The organism is Otariodibacter oris (genome assembly GCF_009684715.1).
In the GTDB taxonomy this organism is placed as follows: Bacteria; Pseudomonadota; Gammaproteobacteria; order Enterobacterales; family Pasteurellaceae; genus Otariodibacter; species Otariodibacter oris.
In genome coordinates this window covers 1363414-1382573 of the sequence record NZ_CP016604.1, presented here as the reverse complement: position 1 = coordinate 1382573, position 19160 = coordinate 1363414, and the positions used below count along the sequence as shown (strand labels likewise).

Annotated in this window: 17 protein-coding genes; 11 read left to right on the top strand and 6 right to left on the bottom strand. The window is 36.8% G+C overall.

The genetic code is table 11. The features are described from left to right. The first annotated feature begins 1 nt into the window (after nt 1). From A6A10_RS06415 to A6A10_RS06400, 4 genes are read left to right on the top strand one after another with little or no spacing between them, the layout of a single operon-like run. A complete protein-coding gene (locus A6A10_RS06415; RefSeq protein WP_121120837.1) occupies nt 2–1174 on the top strand; it encodes a hypothetical protein in 1173 nt (390 codons plus the stop codon). Between the two features lie 5 nt (nt 1175–1179). Further along, nucleotides 1180–2064 carry a glycosyltransferase family 2 protein gene (locus tag A6A10_RS06410; RefSeq protein ID WP_121120839.1) on the top strand — a complete coding sequence of 295 codons (885 nt, stop codon included), beginning with the start codon at nt 1180–1182 and terminating at the stop codon, nt 2062–2064. Beyond that, a complete protein-coding gene (locus A6A10_RS06405) occupies nt 2064–2864 on the top strand; it encodes a glycosyltransferase family 2 protein (protein WP_121120841.1) in 801 nt (266 codons plus the stop codon). The genes A6A10_RS06410 and A6A10_RS06405 overlap by 1 nt, the downstream gene beginning before the upstream one ends. Before the next feature lie 22 nt (nt 2865–2886). Continuing rightward, the gene (locus A6A10_RS06400; protein ID WP_121120843.1) at nt 2887–3477 is read left to right on the top strand and encodes a Maf family protein; all 591 of its coding nucleotides are present in this window, start codon (nt 2887–2889) and stop codon (nt 3475–3477) included. Here the strand turns inward: A6A10_RS06400 and holA are convergent. From holA to leuS, 3 genes are all read right to left on the bottom strand, one after another. Continuing rightward, nucleotides 3466–4488, bottom strand: coding sequence for a DNA polymerase III subunit delta (holA, locus tag A6A10_RS06395; RefSeq protein ID WP_121122239.1), 1023 nt, complete (start codon nt 4486–4488; stop codon nt 3466–3468). The genes A6A10_RS06400 and holA overlap by 12 nt on opposite strands. 6 nt (nt 4489–4494) lie before the next feature. Next, nucleotides 4495–4995 carry an LPS-assembly lipoprotein LptE gene (locus A6A10_RS06390; protein ID WP_121120845.1) on the bottom strand — a complete coding sequence of 167 codons (501 nt, stop codon included), beginning with the start codon at nt 4993–4995 and terminating at the stop codon, nt 4495–4497. Between the two features lie 109 nt (nt 4996–5104). Then, nucleotides 5105–7687 (bottom strand): leucine--tRNA ligase, encoded by a 2583-nt coding sequence (leuS, locus tag A6A10_RS06385; RefSeq protein WP_121120847.1) that lies wholly within the window; start codon nt 7685–7687, stop codon nt 5105–5107. Between the two features lie 272 nt (nt 7688–7959). Here leuS and A6A10_RS06380 point away from each other — a divergent pair, with 272 nt between their 5' ends. After that, nucleotides 7960–9189, top strand: coding sequence for an MFS transporter (locus A6A10_RS06380; protein ID WP_121120849.1), 1230 nt, complete (start codon nt 7960–7962; stop codon nt 9187–9189). 98 nt (nt 9190–9287) lie between these two features. On the opposite strand, the gene A6A10_RS06375 is transcribed toward A6A10_RS06380, so the two are convergent. Then, nucleotides 9288–10091, bottom strand: a complete 804-nt coding sequence (locus A6A10_RS06375) for a bacteriochlorophyll 4-vinyl reductase (RefSeq protein ID WP_121120851.1) — start codon at nt 10089–10091, stop codon at nt 9288–9290. 283 nt (nt 10092–10374) lie between these two features. On the opposite strand from A6A10_RS06375, the gene thrS reads away from it, so the two are divergent. Beyond that, nucleotides 10375–12306 (top strand): threonine--tRNA ligase, encoded by a 1932-nt coding sequence (gene thrS / locus A6A10_RS06370; RefSeq protein ID WP_121120853.1) that lies wholly within the window; start codon nt 10375–10377, stop codon nt 12304–12306. A gap of 103 nt (nt 12307–12409) precedes the next feature. Here thrS and A6A10_RS06365 read toward each other — a convergent pair whose 3' ends face one another. Beyond that, the gene (locus A6A10_RS06365) at nt 12410–14479 is read right to left on the bottom strand and encodes an autotransporter domain-containing protein (protein WP_121120855.1); all 2070 of its coding nucleotides are present in this window, start codon (nt 14477–14479) and stop codon (nt 12410–12412) included. A 302-nt stretch (nt 14480–14781) separates the two neighbouring features. On the opposite strand from A6A10_RS06365, the gene infC reads away from it, so the two are divergent. The 4 genes from infC to A6A10_RS06345 all read left to right on the top strand — a co-directional run bounded on the left by infC (nt 14782) and on the right by A6A10_RS06345 (nt 16388). Further along, nucleotides 14782–15321 (top strand): translation initiation factor IF-3, encoded by a 540-nt coding sequence (gene infC / locus A6A10_RS06360; RefSeq protein ID WP_121120857.1) that lies wholly within the window; start codon nt 14782–14784, stop codon nt 15319–15321. A 114-nt stretch (nt 15322–15435) separates the two neighbouring features. Beyond that, entirely contained in the window at nt 15436–15633 is a 198-nt protein-coding gene (gene rpmI, locus A6A10_RS06355; RefSeq protein ID WP_005596065.1) for a 50S ribosomal protein L35, read from the top strand. Between the two features lie 55 nt (nt 15634–15688). Next, nucleotides 15689–16042, top strand: a complete 354-nt coding sequence (gene rplT, locus A6A10_RS06350; protein WP_121120859.1) for a 50S ribosomal protein L20 — start codon at nt 15689–15691, stop codon at nt 16040–16042. A gap of 64 nt (nt 16043–16106) precedes the next feature. Beyond that, nucleotides 16107–16388, top strand: a complete 282-nt coding sequence (locus tag A6A10_RS06345) for a hypothetical protein (protein WP_121120861.1) — start codon at nt 16107–16109, stop codon at nt 16386–16388. 123 nt (nt 16389–16511) lie between these two features. Here A6A10_RS06345 and A6A10_RS06340 read toward each other — a convergent pair whose 3' ends face one another. Then, nucleotides 16512–17789 carry an isochorismate synthase gene (locus tag A6A10_RS06340; protein ID WP_121122240.1) on the bottom strand — a complete coding sequence of 426 codons (1278 nt, stop codon included), beginning with the start codon at nt 17787–17789 and terminating at the stop codon, nt 16512–16514. A gap of 139 nt (nt 17790–17928) precedes the next feature. Here A6A10_RS06340 and A6A10_RS06335 point away from each other — a divergent pair, with 139 nt between their 5' ends. Continuing rightward, on the top strand, nt 17929–19146 hold the full coding sequence (locus tag A6A10_RS06335; RefSeq protein WP_121120863.1) for a pyridoxal phosphate-dependent aminotransferase: 1218 nt from the start codon (nt 17929–17931) through the stop codon (nt 19144–19146). Nucleotides 19147–19160: the final 14 nt, after the last annotated feature.

Genomic DNA, 19160 nt, shown 5'->3' with positions numbered 1-19160 from the left:
TATGTCAGCATTAGTGAATTTATTTTATATTTATGATCCTTGGCTATTCCATTTTTTTAGAATGGCATTTTTTGTTGGTATAGTTACAGGTTGTTGGCTACTTTATAAAAAGCTAAAAGGGGATTTTAGACAAGGCTTTATTGTTCCTGTTGATAGCTTAGGTGTTGTGTTGGGGTTAATTGTCATCAGTATTATTCCCGCCTTAATTTATAAAACCGCTGATTTTTCTGTTGCCTTAATGTATATCAAAGGGCTTATTTTGTTTGGATTGGGGGTGGCAATTTATAATGCATTTTATATTAATCAATCCTCAGAAAAATTGATTAGCGATTTTAAAATTGGGATCAGTGTACAAGCAATCATTGGTTTTTTAGCATTGCTTGGTATTCCTTTTATGATCGATTTTGCTTTATCCACCAATATTGTCTTACCGCGTTTTTATGGTTCTGAACAAGAATATCGCTTATATAATTTGACCTCATCGGCATTTTTCCAATTAAGTATTTTTTACTTAATGCTACTTCATTTCTTACTCGCTTATAATGCAAAACATAATACGATGAATAGTGTTTTCTTATTTTTATTGCTTTTTATTGGATTGATCTCAGGCAGAACATTTTTAGCATTATCGGTGGTGAGTATTCTTGTCTATTTTAAATGGCGATACATTCCTTCATTGCTAGTATTTGGTGGAGTTTGTCTATTTTTAGCTTTTAATTATCCAGAACATAAATATGTTGCTCATGCTTTAGAACCTTTAATTAATATTATTCATGGTACGGGACGAATTAGTTCATCTACAGAAACTTTAGTACAACAACATTTATTTGTACCAGAGTTAAAACAAATTCTATTCGGCGATGGTTATTACTATGCACCTGAAGGGGGATACTATGGCAGAACAGATTCTGGCTTTATTCGCCAAGTGTTGTATGGTGGAATAGGTTATTTGATCGTGTGTTTTGCTTTTACCGCTTATTTTGTTTTCCGTATTGCACAAAATTGGTTTGAGGGTAGTTGGAAGTTTATTTTATCTACGCTCTTTATTCTAAGTGTACTCAATGTGAAAGCCGATACTTACGCATTCCCTGGAATTATGATGGTATTACTCATGTTTTTATCTTTATTTGGCAATGCAGGCAAGCAACTTATCTTATTTAAAGGGAAGGAATAAAGTAAATGTTAAGTATTATAGTGCCTTCTTATAACCGAAAGGGTGAAGTTACCGCTTTATTGCAAAGCTTAACCTATCAAACTCGCTTTAATTTTGAAGTCGTGATTGTGGATGATAATTCTGTTGAGCCAGTAGAAATCACGCAGGATTATCCATTTACTGTTACCTTAGTCCGTAATCAAGCAAATAAAGGAGCAGCTGAAAGTCGCAATATTGGTGTCGCAGCCGCTCAGTATGACTGGTTGCTTTTCCTCGATGATGATGATCGTTTTACAAATGAAAAATGTGAAGTGGTTGAGCAAGCGATTCTAAGCAATGAAAGGATTAACTTTATTTATCATCCAGCTCAATGTGAAATGGTGAATGAAGGGTTTTCTTACTTAACGCATCCCTATGCAGATACAGCTCAATTAACTTTAGAAAATATCTTAAAAGCCAATAAAATTGGTGGAATGCCAATGTTGGCGGTGAAAAAGTCGTTTTTTCAGAAATTAAACGGACTTTCAACGGATCTATTGTCGTTGGAAGATTATGATTTTGTTTTGAAAGCGATTACTGATCCCACTTTTTCCCCATTGTATTTACCTCAAGCACTGACCAAATGTACTTTTCATACTAAACGCTCAAGTGTATCGACCAATAATACTAATACGGAACAAGCGATTTTAAAAATCAAACAAAAATTTGTGAGAACGCCTGAACAAGCTGAGAACTTTCAGCTCAATTCGTTGTATATGTTAGCATTTCCTTATGCAATGAATTTATCCAGAAAAGCGGCAAAATATTATTTTGAATTGTTTAAACACAGTAAAAATATTAAATATTTAGCGATTATGATAATTACACTAATTTCGCCGAAGTTAGCGATCAATATAAAAAGGTTTATTTAATGAAATTTTCGGTTTTAATGTCTTTATACTTTAAGGAAAACCCACAATATTTAATCGAATGTTTTGAAAGTTTGCAAGCTCAAACATTACCCGCTGATGAAATTGTACTTGTTTTTGATGGTAAATTGACCGATGAATTAGAACAAGTTGTGCAAAATTTTTCGACGATCTTACCGCTTGTGATTATTCGACTTCCTCAAAATAGAGGATTAGGTAAAGCCTTAAATGAAGGGCTATTGCATTGTCGTAATGAATGGGTCTTTAGGATGGATACCGATGATATCTGTTTACCCGATCGTTTTGCTAAACAGGTTGCTTTTATTGAAGCGAACCCTGATACCATTGTAGTTGGAGGACAAATTACCGAATTTGGACAAAATGTTAATGACGTTGTTGGGCATCGCCAAGTGCCGACCACCCACAATGAAATTATTGAATTTACGAAAATACGTTGCCCATTTAATCATATGACGATTGCTTATCAGAAAAGTGAAGTTTTAGCTTGTGGTGGGTATGAGGATTTACAAGAAGACTACTATTTATGGATTAAACTGGTGTCCTCAGGTAAAAAAGTCGCAAATTTGGAAGATACTCTCGTCTATGCAAGAGTAGGGAATGGGATGGTTGGACGTCGTCAAGGTGTTGCTCAAGCAAAGGCTGAATGGCGATTATTCGAATTAAAACGGAGATTAGGTGTTCAGAATTATGTTTCTGGTATGGCTGTATTCTTATGTCGAGCTATTCCTCGTTTATTGCCTGTTTCAATATTAAGTCGCTTGTATCGCTTAGTGCGTAAATAGTCAGCTAAATAAAGGATAGCTAATGAAACCAATTTACCTCGCTTCAAATAGCCCTAGACGTTGGGAGCTTTTACAACAATTAGGATTAGACTTGCATTCACTACAAAGTGAGATAGATGAAACGCCTTATCCTAATGAAGAGGCTAAAGCATACTGTTTGCGAGTTGCTATCGAGAAAAATAAGGCTGCACAAGCGGTTAGATCAGCAAAAAATTTAGCAAATTTTCCAATATTGACCGCTGATACAACGGTATCTATCGATCAGATGATTTTAGGTAAACCTAAAGATAAGGATGAGGCTTACTCGATGCTGAAAAGGTTATCAGGTAAAACTCATCAAGTATTTACCGCGGTTTGTGTCAGTGATGGAGAACAACAATACAGCTGTGTACAAACCAGTGAGGTAACCTTTAAGGTACTTTCCGATCAGGAAATTAATGCGTATATTGCGACAGGACAACCAATGGATAAAGCGGGTTCTTATGGTATTCAAGGAATTGGTGGTTGCTTTATTAGTCATTTAAGTGGCAGTTTTACAGGAGTCATGGGACTTCCAATGTATGAAACTGCTGATTTATTAAAACAGTGTGGAATAGCGGTGTTAGGTAAATAGTAAGCCTAAATGTTCTAAGTTTGCCCAAATTTCCTCACTAAATTCTTGTTTAATTTGTTTCTCGAGTTCAGCAAGGGCTTGGATTTGTTGGTAGAGTTTACGATAAGTTAATCGTTGTACCGCACTTTGATAGGTGGTGCGACGATTTTGCCACACTTTCAAGCGGTCAAATTCCGTACGTAAATTACGATTAAATAAGGGTTCATTACTATTGATTACCATTGGAGAACGTGTAATCTCGAGCAATATCATCAATTCTTTTTGAATAATTCTAAGCAATACAACGGGTTGTACTTCTTCATTTTTTAAATGATTTAGGATATGGGTTGCCCGTGCAATTTTACCTTCTAATAAGGCATCAATCCATTGAAATGGGGTATATTGAGCAGATTGAGCAATAACGTCTTTTGCTTTGATTGAAGTAATAAGTTGATTGGGATATTGCAACTGTAGCAATTGCAGCGTTTGCTTGAGTGCAAGTAGATTACCTTCATAGCTATAGCAGAGTAAATCAATGGTTTCCTGATCCAATTGTATTTGCATTGATTTCGCTCGGTATTTCAACCAGGTAGGTAATTTTGTAATATCTGGTGTTTGGCACTGAATCTGGATTCCATCATTTTCTACTATTGAAAACCAAGATTGCTTTTCCATCGCTTTGGTTAATTTAGGAAAATGTAGAATGAACAGTACATCAGAATGTGCAAGTTCTAATAAACTCATCAATTGCTTTTGATGCGTTGTGGTTGGATTATCAGGAAAATTGAGAATGAAGATTTGTTTGCTAGAAAATAACCCCGTCGATTGTAATTGATCAGCAAGATCATCCCACTTGGTTTCATTATTTACAGCGATTTCTATTTTTTCATCGAATTCATATTGGCGTGTCGTAGCAATAATTTTATCTTTGCTTTCTAGCACCAATAGAATATCTTGCCCACTTAACAGATAAAAAGGTTTTAAGCCTTTCTCTAGGGCAAGATCTAATCCTTCCGAAAAAATACGTTGAATCATCAATTATTTACTTTCAGATAATTCTTTCTGTAATCCAGCCATTTTGACAAGTAATTGGCGTGATGCTTGCTCATACATTTGGTTGATAATGACATCCCTTTCCTCTGATTTTGCAAGGGCGGCACGGGAGTCATCAAAGAATGTACGATGCACAGTTACTTCCAAAGGATAGCTACCTTTTTCTGGAATAGTCATCGTTGCTTTAACTGTAATATTGAGAATTTTCTGAGCTTCTCTTGCCTGTTTAAATACAGAAGCAACGGCAGAGCTATTTTCTGCTGAATTTAATCGTAATGTGGCGACAGGTGACTTATCTTCACTCGGTAATACGGTTATGCCACTCAATACTAATTCATTACGTAATACGCGAGACATATCGCTGTACATATCTGAACTTTCATAATGTAGTGTGCGTAACTCTTCTGGGAAACGTTCACTCGTTTTAAAATGCCAGCCACAAGCCGTGAGTAAAAAAACGAGGAGAAAAGTACACTTCTTAAACATGGTTTTTCCTTTTGATTTTGTAGGATATATGGGAAAATTTTGCAAAACTTTCCCAATAAACTACCGCTTGTATCCCTAGTTCTACTGATCTAGGGAAAACAGAGAACGATTATTTTGCCACAAAACTTAACATTTTGAATGGAATATAAATCACTTTAATGATATTTAATCCATCTAAATGTTTAGCGACGTTTTCATCATTTAACGCAACGGCTTTGACTTCATCTTCAGTTGCATTTGCTGAAACAGTGACTTTACCACGTACTTTACCATTTACTTGAACAACGACAAGTTTTTCATCTTCAACCATTGCAGATTCATCTGCTTGTACCCAAGGGGCGAAGTCGATAGTGGTTTCGTTACCAAGTGCTTGCCATAATTCAAAGCAAACGTGCGGAGTAATAGGGTAGAGCATACGTACAACTGCACTCAATGCTTCTGCCATTACTGCTTTATCTTGATCTTGAACAAGCGGTGCTTTAGTCAGTTTGTTCATCAATTCCATAATCGCTGCAATCGCAGTATTAAAAGTTTGACGACGACCAATATCATCACTCACTTTTGCAATCGTTTTATGCACTTCACGACGTAAAGCTTTTTGTTCACTTGAAAGTGATGAAGGATCTAATGCCACAGTTGCAGGCGCTTGTTGGTATTCAAATACTAAATTCCATAAACGACCTAAGAAACGTTTTGCCCCTTCCACACCAGACTCTTGCCATTCAAGTGTCATTTCTGCCGGTGACGCAAACATCATAAATAGACGCACAGTATCCGCACCGTATTTATCCACCATTTCTTGTGGATCGATACCATTATTTTTAGATTTAGACATCTTCGTCATACCGCTATGGATAAGCTCACGACCTTCTTTGTCAAAGGCTTTAACAATACGGCCTTTTTCGTCTTTTTCTAAAGTTACTTCTGTTGGTGACACCCAAATACGCTCATTAGTTGGGCTTGTGTAGTAGAACGCATCAGCTAATACCATGCCCTGACAGAGTAATTTGTCATTTGGTTCATCACTGCTTACGAGTCCCGCATCACGTAATAATTTGTGGAAGAAACGGAAGTAAAGCAAGTGCATTGTTGCGTGTTCAATCCCACCAATATATTGATCCACTGGTAACCAATAGTTTGCTTCATCACTATCTAACATACCTTGTTGATATTGTGGTGAAGTGTAGCGAGCGTAATACCAAGATGATTCCATAAAGGTATCGAAAGTATCTGTTTCTTTCAATGCAGGCTGACCTTGGTAAGTTGTTTTTGCCCATTCAGGATCGGCTTTAATTGGGCTTTTCACGCCGTCCATTACCACATCTTCAGGTAAGATAATCGGTAAATCTTCCATTGGAACAGGTACTACATCGCCATTTTCTAATGTAAGCATTGGAATTGGTGAACCCCAATAGCGTTGGCGAGAAACGCCCCAGTCACGTAAGCGGTAATTCACTTGACGTTTACCCACGCCAAGTTGTTCTAATTTATCCGCAATACCATTAAATGCTTTATCAAAATCTAAGCCATCAAATTCAGCTGAGTTAATTAACTTACCGTGTTCAATAAACGCTGATTGAGAAAAATCCCAAGCGGAATCATCAAGCGGTGCGATCACTTGTTTAATTTGCAAACCATATTTTTGAGCAAACTCAAAGTCACGTTGATCGTGTGCTGGTACTGCCATTACCGCACCTGTTCCGTAGTGCATCAATACAAAGTTTGCTACCCAAACAGGGACTTCTTGTTTAGTTAATGGATGAATCGCATACAAGCCAGTTGCCATCCCTTTCTTTTCCATTGTGGCTAATTCTGCTTCCGCTACTTTGGTATTTTTTGCTTCATTGATGAAAGCGGTCAGTTCAGGATTATTTTTTGCAGCTAAGGTTGCTAATGGATGAGCTGCAGCCACTGCAACGTAACTTACTCCGTAGAATGTATCAGGGCGAGTCGTATAAACAGGTAGTTTTTCATCAGAATCTTTAATATCAAAAGTGATTTCCACCCCTTCTGAACGACCAATCCAGTTACGTTGCATAGTTTTTACTTGATCAGGCCAGTTAGGTAACGTATCTAATCCATCTAATAACTGTTCTGCATAGTCAGTAATCTTGATAAACCATTGTGGAATTTCACGTTGTTCTACTGGTGTGTCACAACGCCAGCAACACCCTTCATGTACTTGTTCATTAGCTAATACGGTTTCATCATTTGGACACCAGTTTACTGTTGACGTCTTACGATAAATTAAGCCTTTCTTATATAACTCAGTAAAGAACCATTGTTCCCATTTGTAATATTCAGGTTTACAAGTGGTAACCTCACGATCCCAATCGAATCCAAAGCCCAAAATTTTGAGCTGATTTTTCATATATTCGATATTTTCGTAAGTCCATTTTGCAGGGGCTGTTTTATGTTTGATCGCAGCACCTTCAGCAGGTAATCCAAACGCATCCCATCCCATTGGCTGTAATACATTTTTACCATTCATACGTTGGTAGCGAGAGATGACATCGCCGATAGTATAGTTACGCACATGCCCCATGTGTAAACGACCTGATGGGTAAGGGAACATTGACAAGCAGTAATATTTTTCTTTCGACTCGTCTTTAATCGCTTTAAATACTTTATTTTCAGCCCAGTATTTTTGTACTTTAGGCTCAATCGCACTTGGATTATATTGTTGTTGCATATTTTATAACCTTGGAATTTGAATAAGAAAATTACCGCATAGAATAGCGTAATTTAAGGATTTTTTAAATGGAGATAGTTCATTTAGTTGCATTATATTGCAAATAGCTAGAGGAATTGAGTAAAAGGTAAATATGAGATAGTGATGAATAGAAATGAACATAGATTTTTCTTTTCTCTTGCTGAAAATTAAGTAAAATATGCGCCGATTTCTTCGAGGAGAAATCTTATTTCACTTTAATAGGCTAACAGAGAGTAGCAAAAGGATACAAAATGAACACTAAAGTTACTAAAGAAGGCTGGAAAGCCTTATTAGGATCCGTTGTCGGCTATGCGATGGATGGATTCGATCTTCTTATCTTAGGTTTTATGCTATCAGCAATTTCAGCAGATTTGGCATTAACTCCCACCCAATCAGGATCACTCGTTACTTGGACACTTATCGGTGCTGTTTTTGGCGGTATTGTCTTTGGTGCATTAAGTGATAAATATGGACGTATTCGAGTTCTTACTTGGACTATCGTTTTATTTGCCGTTTTCACTGGTTTATGTGCGTTAGCACAAGGCTATTGGGACTTGTTAGTATATCGGACTATTGCAGGGATTGGTTTAGGTGGAGAGTTTGGTATTGGGATGGCATTAGCCGCAGAGGCATGGCCTGCTAAACATAGAGCTAGAGCATCATCTTATGTTGCATTAGGGTGGCAACTGGGTGTACTAGCAGCTGCTTTATTAACACCACTTTTACTACCAGTAATTGGTTGGCGAGGTATGTTTGTTGTTGGTATTTTCCCTGCGTTTGTTGCTTGGTATTTACGTTCAAGATTACATGAACCAGAAGTCTTTGTGAAAAGACAAGTAGAGAAGCTCTCTCAGCCATCATCTCAATCTCGTTCAACATTAAATTCATTCAAATTATTAGTCAAAGATAAAGCCACAGCAAAAGTGAGTTTGGGAGTAGTCGTTTTAACCTCCGTTCAAAACTTCGGTTACTATGGCATTATGATTTGGATGCCAAATTTCCTTTCTAATCAACTTGGTTTAAGTTTAACTAAATCAGGATTATGGACGGCATTCACCATTTGCGGAATGATGTTGGGTATTTGGTTGTTTGGTCAGTTAGCCGATAGAATTGGGCGTAAACCAAGTTTCCTTTTATTCCAAGGTGGGGCAGTAGTAAGTATTCTTGTTTATTCACAACTGACAGACGCAAATTATATGCTATTTGCGGGCGCAATCTTAGGTATGTTTGTGAATGGAATGATGGGCGGTTATGGCGCATTAATGTCTGAGGCGTACCCAACAGAAGCAAGAGCAACAGCACAAAACGTATTATTTAATATTGGGCGAGCAGTTGGAGGATTTGGACCTGTGATTGTAGGTGCATTAGTCTCACTGTATTCTTTCCAAGTTGCTATAGCATTTCTTGCGGCGATTTACTTGCTTGATATATTGGCAACAGTATTTTTAGTGCCAGAACTAAAAGGTAAGGTTTTAGATTAGTTTAAATCTAATTAATAGAATTGAAGGCTCAATAAGGATTATTTATTGAGCCTATCATTTTACGGATAATATGAGATTTGCATTAAAAAAAATCAATTTTATTGATGATCCAATATTTCTTCATAAACAGCATCATAAACTTCTGGCATTTCCTTTTTCATAGATTCAATATCAGATTGTCTTTGGATATCAGTATAATTTATTCTTTTATCTAATTCTGTAATTAAACGGTTATTCATTTTGTTTATGGTAAAGTATGTTATGCCTCCAGAGACAATTCCTCCAAGGATAGGAACCACCTTTGATATTCCTTTTACGGCGGAATCTTTAGTCACTTTTATTCCGACATATTGGCCAATATTTTTAAGAATAGGATACCAGATTGTTTTTGTTAATGCCTGTTTAGGTAACTCAGTTACTAATCTCTCAGTCATTACTTGACTTATGTATCTTAAACTACTTGCTGCGCCACCTACTCCGAACATAGTACCTAGATATAGCATAAGTTCACTTTTAACTTTTTCATCAATAGTATTTTTATCAATCCAAAAATCTTTACTATCATATAAATATGCAATTTCTTGTGCTATTTTTAGTGTAAAACTGAAAAATTGTAATATATCTGTTGGTATTGTTGCTGCCATTGCAACACCACCAGGAATACCTGATGCAAAAGATAATGATGATGTTTGCCAGTTCCGTTTATTACCAAGATTTTTAGCTATTTTTGCTATCTCTTCCCTAGTGAACAGCCCCGACCCAATAGGTCCTTTATCTAACAATAGCGCGATTTTATCATTATCAACTTTTAGTGTTTTACTTAAAAATTCACGACGATTAACTTTTACACCAGGCATTGCTAAGACTGAGCTAACAGTATTTACTAACTGAGTACTATCCATTTAGGTTTCCTTATTTGCTTTGGTTAAAATTAAAACAGTGAAGTTATTTGTTTATTATATAGTACAAAATTATTTTAAGTATGAACGTATTTTAATTTTTATGATAAAATCTTCCCCGCTTTTTCGTCCGCCCATTTGTGAGGGCGAGTAAAGTACTCAATCATTGCAAAAAATCATCTTAAACTGACCGCTTGAAGCGGTCTTTTCGTTTCATTTTTTTGCAAAATTTTCAAACTAATAACAAGTAACCTCTCGTATGGGTTACCACTGTAAGGAATTTATTATGCCAATTATTACATTACCTGATGGCTCTCAACGCCAATTTGAAAACCCTGTTTCCGTGATGGAAGTTGCACAAAGTATTGGAGCTGGTTTAGCTAAAGCAACGATTGCAGGGCGTGTGAATGGCGAACGCCGTGATGCCTCAGATATTATCGATCAAGATGCAACCCTTGAAATTATTACAGCTAAAGATGAAGATGGTTTAGAGATCATTCGTCACTCAACCGCACACTTATTAGGGCACGCAATCAAACAACTTTTCCCTAACGTTAAAATGGCAATTGGTCCAACGATTGACAATGGTTTCTATTATGACGTTGATCTTGATCGTTCGTTAACTCAAGAAGATATTGATGCATTAGAAAAACGTATGCACGAGTTAGCAGATACAAATTATGACGTTGTTAAAAAACGCGTTACTTGGCAAGAAGCCCACGATGTATTTGAGCAACGTGGCGAGCCGTACAAAATGGCAATTTTAGATGAAAATATTGCTAAAACAGATAGCCCAGCACTTTATCATCACCAAGAATATATTGATATGTGTCGTGGTCCACACGTCCCAAATATGCGTTTCTGTCACCATTTTAAATTACAAAAAGTGGCGGGTGCATACTGGCGTGGTGACAGCAAAAATAAAATGTTGCAACGTATTTACGGAACAGCGTGGGCGGATAAAAAACAATTATCTGCATACTTAACTCGCTTAGAAGAAGCGGCAAAACGTGACCACCGTAAAATTGGTAAAGCATTAGATTTATTCCATCTACAAGAAGAAGCACCGGGTATGGTATTCTGGCACAATGATGGTTGGACAATCTTCCGTGAACTTGAAACTTTCGTTCGTACTAAATTAAAACAGTATGATTACCAAGAAGTAAAAGGTCCATTTATGATGGATAGAGTGCTTTGGGAAAAAACAGGTCACTGGCAAAATTACGGTGCGATGATGTTTACTACTTCATCTGAAAACCGTGAATATGCGATTAAACCGATGAACTGCCCAGGTCATATTCAAATCTTTAATCAAGGCTTAAAATCATACCGTGATTTACCATTGCGTATGGCGGAGTTTGGTTCTTGTCACCGTAATGAGCCATCGGGTTCTTTACACGGTATCATGCGTGTGCGTGGATTTACTCAAGATGATGCTCATATTTTCTGTACAGCAGAACAAGTTGAAAATGAAGTCACTTCATGTATCAAAATGGTATATGACATTTACAGCACTTTCGGCTTTGATAATATCAAAGTGAAATTATCAACTCGTCCTGAAAACAGCATTGGTACAGATGAAATGTGGGCAAAAGCGGAAGCTGATTTAGCCGCTGCATTAACTCACAATGGACTTGAGTATGAAATTCAAGAGGGTGAAGGGGCATTCTATGGTCCTAAAATTGAGTTTACTTTACACGATAGTTTAGATCGTGCGTGGCAATGTGGCACAATTCAGCTTGATTTCTTCTTACCTGAACGTTTAAGTGCATCTTACGTTGCAGAAGATAATGATCGTAAGACACCAGTAATGATCCACCGAGCAATTTTAGGATCGCTAGAACGCTTTATCGGTATCATCACAGAAGAATATGCAGGTTTCTTCCCTGCATGGTTAGCCCCAGTACAAGCTGTTGTGTTGAATATTACTGACAGCCAAGCAGACTATGTACAAAATGTTGTGAAAACATTATCTGATGCAGGTTTACGTGTTAAATCTGATTTACGTAACGAAAAAATCGGCTTTAAAATTCGTGAACATACCTTACGTCGTGTACCTTATATGCTTGTTTGTGGCGATAAAGAAATCGAAGCAGGCAAAGTGGCAGTGCGTACTCGTAAAGGTAAAGATCTAGGTACATTCACTATTGAAGAATTTACTGAAATGCTTAAAAACCAAGTAAGACAACGTGAGTTGAAATTGTTTGGTGAAGAGTAAATTTGACAGTAAGTCATTTGTAGCTTACTAATGAAAATAAAAGTTGCTAAAGGTGATACCGATAGCAACTTTTTATTGTCTTACATATTGTCTTAGAAATTATCTAGAATTGATACTGAATGCCTAAGTTTGCTTTTGTTTTTGCTAGGCTATGAGTTCTCCCCACTTCTTGCGTTAAGCTTGCATAAATTTGCAGAGGAAGACTTTGAGCTTGCCATTGTATGCCGGCTTGCAAATCAAACCATGAGTGATCTTCTGGATCAAGTAATACATTAAATTTACTTCCATTTAACCCAACACGAAGTGTTTGATCTTTGTGTAACCATTCATTAACCCAACGAGCGGATAGATAAGGTTGGAAATTTGCAATTTTATAGCGATATTCCAGTCCCAATCCTGTTTTGAATTGACGATGGGATTGTTCATCGAAGGCAAGGCTAGTTGCTTTCATTCCTCGTTCAGCAAAAGGATCGATCTTATCTAGTGAATATGTCATATCGAGAGTAGATGAAAGTGTATGATTTTCCCAATCCCATGCGTATCCCCCAAACAGTGATGCTAGCATAGATGAACCACTACTTTTACCTTGGTGAGTATGTGAAACACCACCTAATTTTATTGTACGTTGGCTATCATAATCAGCAATACTGATTTGTACACTTGAACCTAACCACCATTGTTTCGCATCATAACGTAATGTAGTATTCACTAATTTTGTTTTACTCTTCGCATTGGTTAACTTATAGCTTCCATCTTGTTGTTGATGACCAAATATCGCACTGAATTGCCATTCTGGATTAAATTGGATTTTTGCACCCACATAGAGATTTTCACTCTCTTTCTGCTTTTCATAAATAGAGATTGCACTCACCGTTTTAGGATCTTGACGTAAAAAATGATTACGATTGCTTTCTTGTCGAGCGATATCCATCGCATTTTCTGCATTATGATTGGCTAAACGGGTTAATATTTTCATTTCTTTTGGGGAGTTTAACGTTGTGAAAATATAATCAGCCATGACATTGTGAACTAAAACATTTGGATGGAAGCTATCTGCAAACATCATTGAGTCAGACGAATTATCAGTTGTATCACATGAATGAGTAAAATCATCTAAATTCACAGTGCCATCAGGACACGCCATACCCACAGTATTAGATAAACCATAAGCAGCTGGATTTGATAATAATTCTTTAAATAGTCCATTTGTATCAAGTCGTACAACATTACCACCGACATGATTTATTTCTTTGGTTATTGTTGTATTTAATAGTGCTGTAACTTGTTCTGCATTTTGTGTAACTTCTTGATATTTTGAATCAAGTAATGCAATCGCATCTTCTTTTGTGATGTAATCAGCTAATTGAGAGCCATATATTTCATATAAATTTTCTACTGAATTATGTAATGCAGCTTGGCGTTCACGATCAAAATCAGAAAATTGTGTTTGAGTTGAATTTTGTAGTTTACTTTGTTCTTCTTTAAAAATGGTTTCAAAACGTGATTGAATTGCATTAATCACAAATTGACCAAACAAGCGAACAATAAAGTTCTGTTGCTGAAGTTGTATATCGGCTTTATCTCTAATTCCTTGAGCGACAGCTTTACCAAACTGACTAAAAAATTCTGGGGTGTATAACACATTGGGAATGGTTGGCATAACAACAGTATTTATTCCCTTTGTTGTCAGTTTTTTCCACTGTTTTGCATTTTCATCTGCAAGTTGTTGGGCTGATGTTAGGATATAGGCCAATTGTTCCGCTTGATTCTCTTTGCTAATAGCGGTTTGTAGGATGGCGGCAATATCATTACCGCCCATCCACATAATGTGTAATGCATTTGGATCGACGCCATGAGCTAGATAATTATCAACTTGAGTATCGAGTAAAATATTGGGTTGCCGACTAGATCTAGCACTATTAGTCGCTAAAAGCACTCCGCCACTATAGGCATAGTTTTTTCCACCTTTTGTTGATGCAGTAATATTACTGCCTAGCAATTTGGCTAATAATTCATTATATAAAGGATTTGATTTTCCATTAATGGAATAACTGGCTTTATGTCCCCAATTATTTTGCCCGATATCACTAAGACTATCTCCAAAGACTACAATATCCTGAGCAAATGCGCTTGAGCATAATAAAAGAGACAGTGCTAATGGACTTTTTTTCATGTAAATTTCCTTTTGATGAATTCATAACATAGTGTAATAATTTTGACAATTATATGAAAAATACGTAGTGATAGTGGTAAGCTGAGTGGATGATTTAAGGTGGTTGGAGCAGTGAAATTTTCAATTTGGATGTAAATTAGTCCAGTATTGAATTTTGATGGCGCAAATTAGGCTTGATTGAAATAATAAAAATCAGTAGAATACGGCTCGTTTTGCTCTATCTAGGTAGGGTGTATAAGTAAGAAATCATATCTTCTGCAAGCGGTATGATCGTAAGTTAAATTTACTAGAGGAATAGTACTATTAAACCCGTAAAACGTGTTCAAACAAATCGCGCACATCGCCTTAATGATGAAATTCGCGTAAAAGAAGTTCGTTTAACTGACCAACATGGCGAACAAATTGGTATCGTGTCCATTCAAGATGCTCTAGCCAGAGCTGAAGAAGCTGAATTAGATTTAGTTGAAATTAGCCCGAATGCTGAGCCACCAGTTTGTCGTATTATGAACTATGGTAAGTTCATTTACGAGAAAGAAAAAGCAGCAAAAGAGCAGAAGAAAAAGCAGAAAGTTGTACAAGTGAAGGAAGTTAAATTCCGTCCTGGTACAGACGAAGGCGATTATCAGGTAAAACTACGCAACCTGACTCGCTTTTTAGAAGATGGGGATAAAGCTAAAGTAACTGTTCGTTATCGCGGACGTGAAATGGCTCACCAAGAAATTGGTTTAGACGTGCTAGAGCGTGTTAAAAATGATTTAGCTGAGATTGCCGTGGTAGAATCAGCGCCCGGCAGACTTGAAGGTCGTCAAGCCGTAATGGTCTTAGCCCCGAAAAAGAAATAATAAGTGCATCTAAGTAGAATGACGGTAAGGTTTGCTAAGTTTTTAGTGGAACTTACCGCTTGTTTTCGCCTTATTATTAGTGATTAACTTAAACAATGCGGAGTTATTTTAACAATGCCTAAAATTAAAACAGTACGTGGTGCTGCGAAGCGTTTCAAAAAAACAGCTTCTGGCGGTTTCAAACGTAAACAATCTCACTTACGTCATATTTTGACTAAGAAAACCACTAAACGTAAACGTCATCTACGTCATAAATCAATGGTTGCAAAAGCAGACCAAGTTTTAGTAGTAGCGTGCTTGCCATACGCATAAGCACGAGCGTACGATTAGTAAATTTTAGTTAAATTAGACAAATAGGAGATAAATAATGGCTCGTGTAAAACGTGGTGTTATTGCAAGAGCACGCCATAAGAAAGTTCTTAAGGCTGCTAAAGGTTATTATGGTGCACGTTCACGCGTGTATCGCGTTGCTTTCCAAGCAGTAGTTAAAGCTGCACAATATGCTTACCGTGACCGTCGTCAACGTAAACGTCAATTCCGTCAATTATGGATTGCTCGTATCAACGCTGCGGCTCGTCAAAACGGTTTATCATACAGCAAATTCATCAACGGCTTGAAAAAAGCTTCTGTTGAAATCGATCGTAAGATCCTTGCTGATATCGCAGTATTTGACCAAGTTGCATTTGCAGCTTTAGTTGAAAAAGCAAAATCTGCTCTTTAATTTTTTTAAAGAATAGAGAAAAGGCACCCTTAGTGGTGCCTTTTTGCTAAATAAGGAGTAAAGAATGAAGAAATGTTTATTACCGATTATTTCATCTTTTATTATTGTTGGTTGTTCGCTACCAAAGCAACAAAGTACTGTTCCTATGGATATGAAAACAGTTCAGGAATATCAACAACGTGTTGCTTCAGGAAATACTGTCAGTGATCAAAATTATGATGAGAGTGATTTGAATCATAGTGACAAAGTTGTCAAAATTAATGTATATAACAATTATCCGAGAGTTTACCCTTCAATCGGTTACCATCATGGATGGGGGCGATCAGGTATTTATTGGGGTTATTAATTTTTAGACTATTTTATGTATATTCATTTGACTTATATAAAGCGGTTGGATTTCACTCAAATTTTGCAAAAAGTTGGAGGAAACTTACCGCTTGTATTTATCTAATTAAGTCGTTTGAATGATTTATTTTACAAATAAGCTTGCCATAGCAAGTGATTTTCGTTCGATTTCTTGCCATTCTGATTCTGGATCAGAACCTTCAACAATGCCCGCCCCTGCGTATAACATAATTTGATTTTTTTCGATTTGTGCGGAGCGGAGAGCAACGCAAAATTCTGCATGAGTAGGGTTAAAATAACCTAATGTTCCTGCATACCAATTGCGTTTAAAGCCCTCATTATCTGCAATAAACTGTTTTGCAAGTAGGCGAGGCAGACCTGCAACCGCTGCGGTTGGATGAATTCGCATAAGGCAATCGGCATCAGATACGCCTTTTTTCAAGGTGGCTTGAATATTACGGCGTAAATGCTGTACGTTGTGTAGGCGTTTGATTTCAGCCTCACTAATTTGAATTTCTTCAATACTGTCTTTGATATGGTGATAAATATTATCGACTACTAATTGATTTTCATGGACATTTTTTTGATCACTCAACAACCACAATCCATTTCTTTCTGTTTGTTGTGGATCACTCGTTACTGCGACTGTGCCTGCCAATGCTTCGGTATAAAATAGTTGCTCATCACGTTGATAAAGCTTTTCAGGACTTGAACCAATAAAAGCACTTTCAGGCTTTTCAGACCAAAGGAAATGATAGCAACCGAGGTTTTTTTGTTGGCTTACAACAAGTAAATCATAGGCTGAAAGTGATTGATTAAAGGTAAGCGTTGAGGCATTTGCTAATACCACCTTGCTAAATTGATTTTCTCGAATCGCTTGGATTGCTTTTTCTATATTACTTTTCCATGTTGGGAAATCAGTCACACTCTCATGCTCAATAATCTGATAATGAGGGGCAGAAAGTTGTTGAATCGTATCTAAGCTATCCAGTACTGCTTTACTTTGTCGTTTTTCTTCTGTGAGATTAGCAGTATCAATATATAAGTAAGCGGTGAGTTTTGTTTTCGTTTTTGTCATTACGATACGAGGCAAAATAAATTGGCACTCGCATTCAAATTTAATCCCACCCAGTAAATCGTAGCCTGTTTGTTGGCTAAATTGTTGGGCTGATTCAAGCGTGTAAAATTGGCGTACCTTTCCTATCGAGGCGAGAGTCAGTTCTGCCGAACGATTTTTCCAGAAAAAATGAGGATAGGTAATATTTCCTTTTAACCAACCAAGTAAATCTGTATCTTTAGCAAGTAACGGCATTTCTGCTGTCAGTTGAATTATTCCTTGAGCTGTGCTGATTTTTGTTAATGCTGTATATAATTTTTGTTTTAGTTCTGTGAAAATAGACATAAGTAAACTTCGCGGTAAATCCAACACAATTGATAAAAAAGAGTGCTATTCTAGCTCATTTCCTCTTTTTTTTCTTAAAAAATCAGAGTAGAGTGGGATATTTTTCATCATATTATAATTAATCTATTAGGAAGTATAAATGGAACGTTTTGCAAAAACAGAGAAGCTGGAGAATGTACGTTATGATATTCGTGGTCCAATACACAAGGAAGCACTAAGACTTGAGGAAGAAGGGCATAAAATTCTTAAATTGAATATAGGGAATCCTGCTCCTTTTGGATTTGATGCCCCTGCTGAAATCTTAGTTGATGTCATTAGAAATTTACCGACTGCACAAGGGTATTGTGATTCTAAAGGGCTTTATTCTGCTCGTAAGGCAATTGTTCAATACTATCAATTAAAAGGTTTGCTTGAGATTGATGTTAATGACGTGTTCATTGGTAATGGAGTATCTGAGCTTATTACTATGTCAATGCAGGCGTTATTAAATGATGGCGATGAAATTTTAATTCCTATGCCTGATTATCCATTATGGACAGCAGCTGCAACTTTAGCAGGTGGTAAGGCGGTACATTACGTTTGTGATGAAGAAAATGAATGGTTCCCTGATATTGAGGATATCAAAGCTAAGATTACGCCAAATACTAAAGCAATTTTGGTTATCAATCCAAATAATCCAACAGGTGCGGTATATAGCCGAGCAGTGCTATTAGAAATTGCAGAATTAGCACGTCAGCATAATTTAATTATTTTTGCTGACGAGATTTATGAAAAGATCCTTTATGATGGTGCGGTTCATCATCACATCGCAACGTTAGCGCCCGATTTATTAACCGTAACTTATAATGGCTTGTCTAAGACTTATCGTGTAGCAGGTTTCCGTCAAGGTTGGATGGTGTTAAATGGACCTAAGCACCAAGCGAAAGGTTTTATTGAAGGGCTAGAAATGCTTGCGTCAATGCGTTTGTGTGCTAACACACCAATGCAACATGCGATTCAAACGGCATTAGGTGGATATCAAAGTATCAATGAATTGATTTTGCCGGGTGGTCGTTTATTAGAGCAACGTAATAAAGCTTATGAATTGCTTACTCAAATTCCGGGTATTAGCTGTGTTAAACCAAAAGGGGCAATGTATATGTTCCCTAAAATTGATACGGAAATGTATGGGATCAAAGATGATCAACAGTTTATTTTAGATTTATTACAGCAAGAGCGAGTGCTATTGGTGCAAGGCTCTGGCTTTAATTGGCATAAGCCTGATCATTTCCGTGTGGTTACTTTGCCTTATGTGTATCAATTAGAAGAAGCGATAGGCCGTTTAGAAAAATTCTTAAAGAAATATCGCCAAAGCTAACCTAATGAGTATTG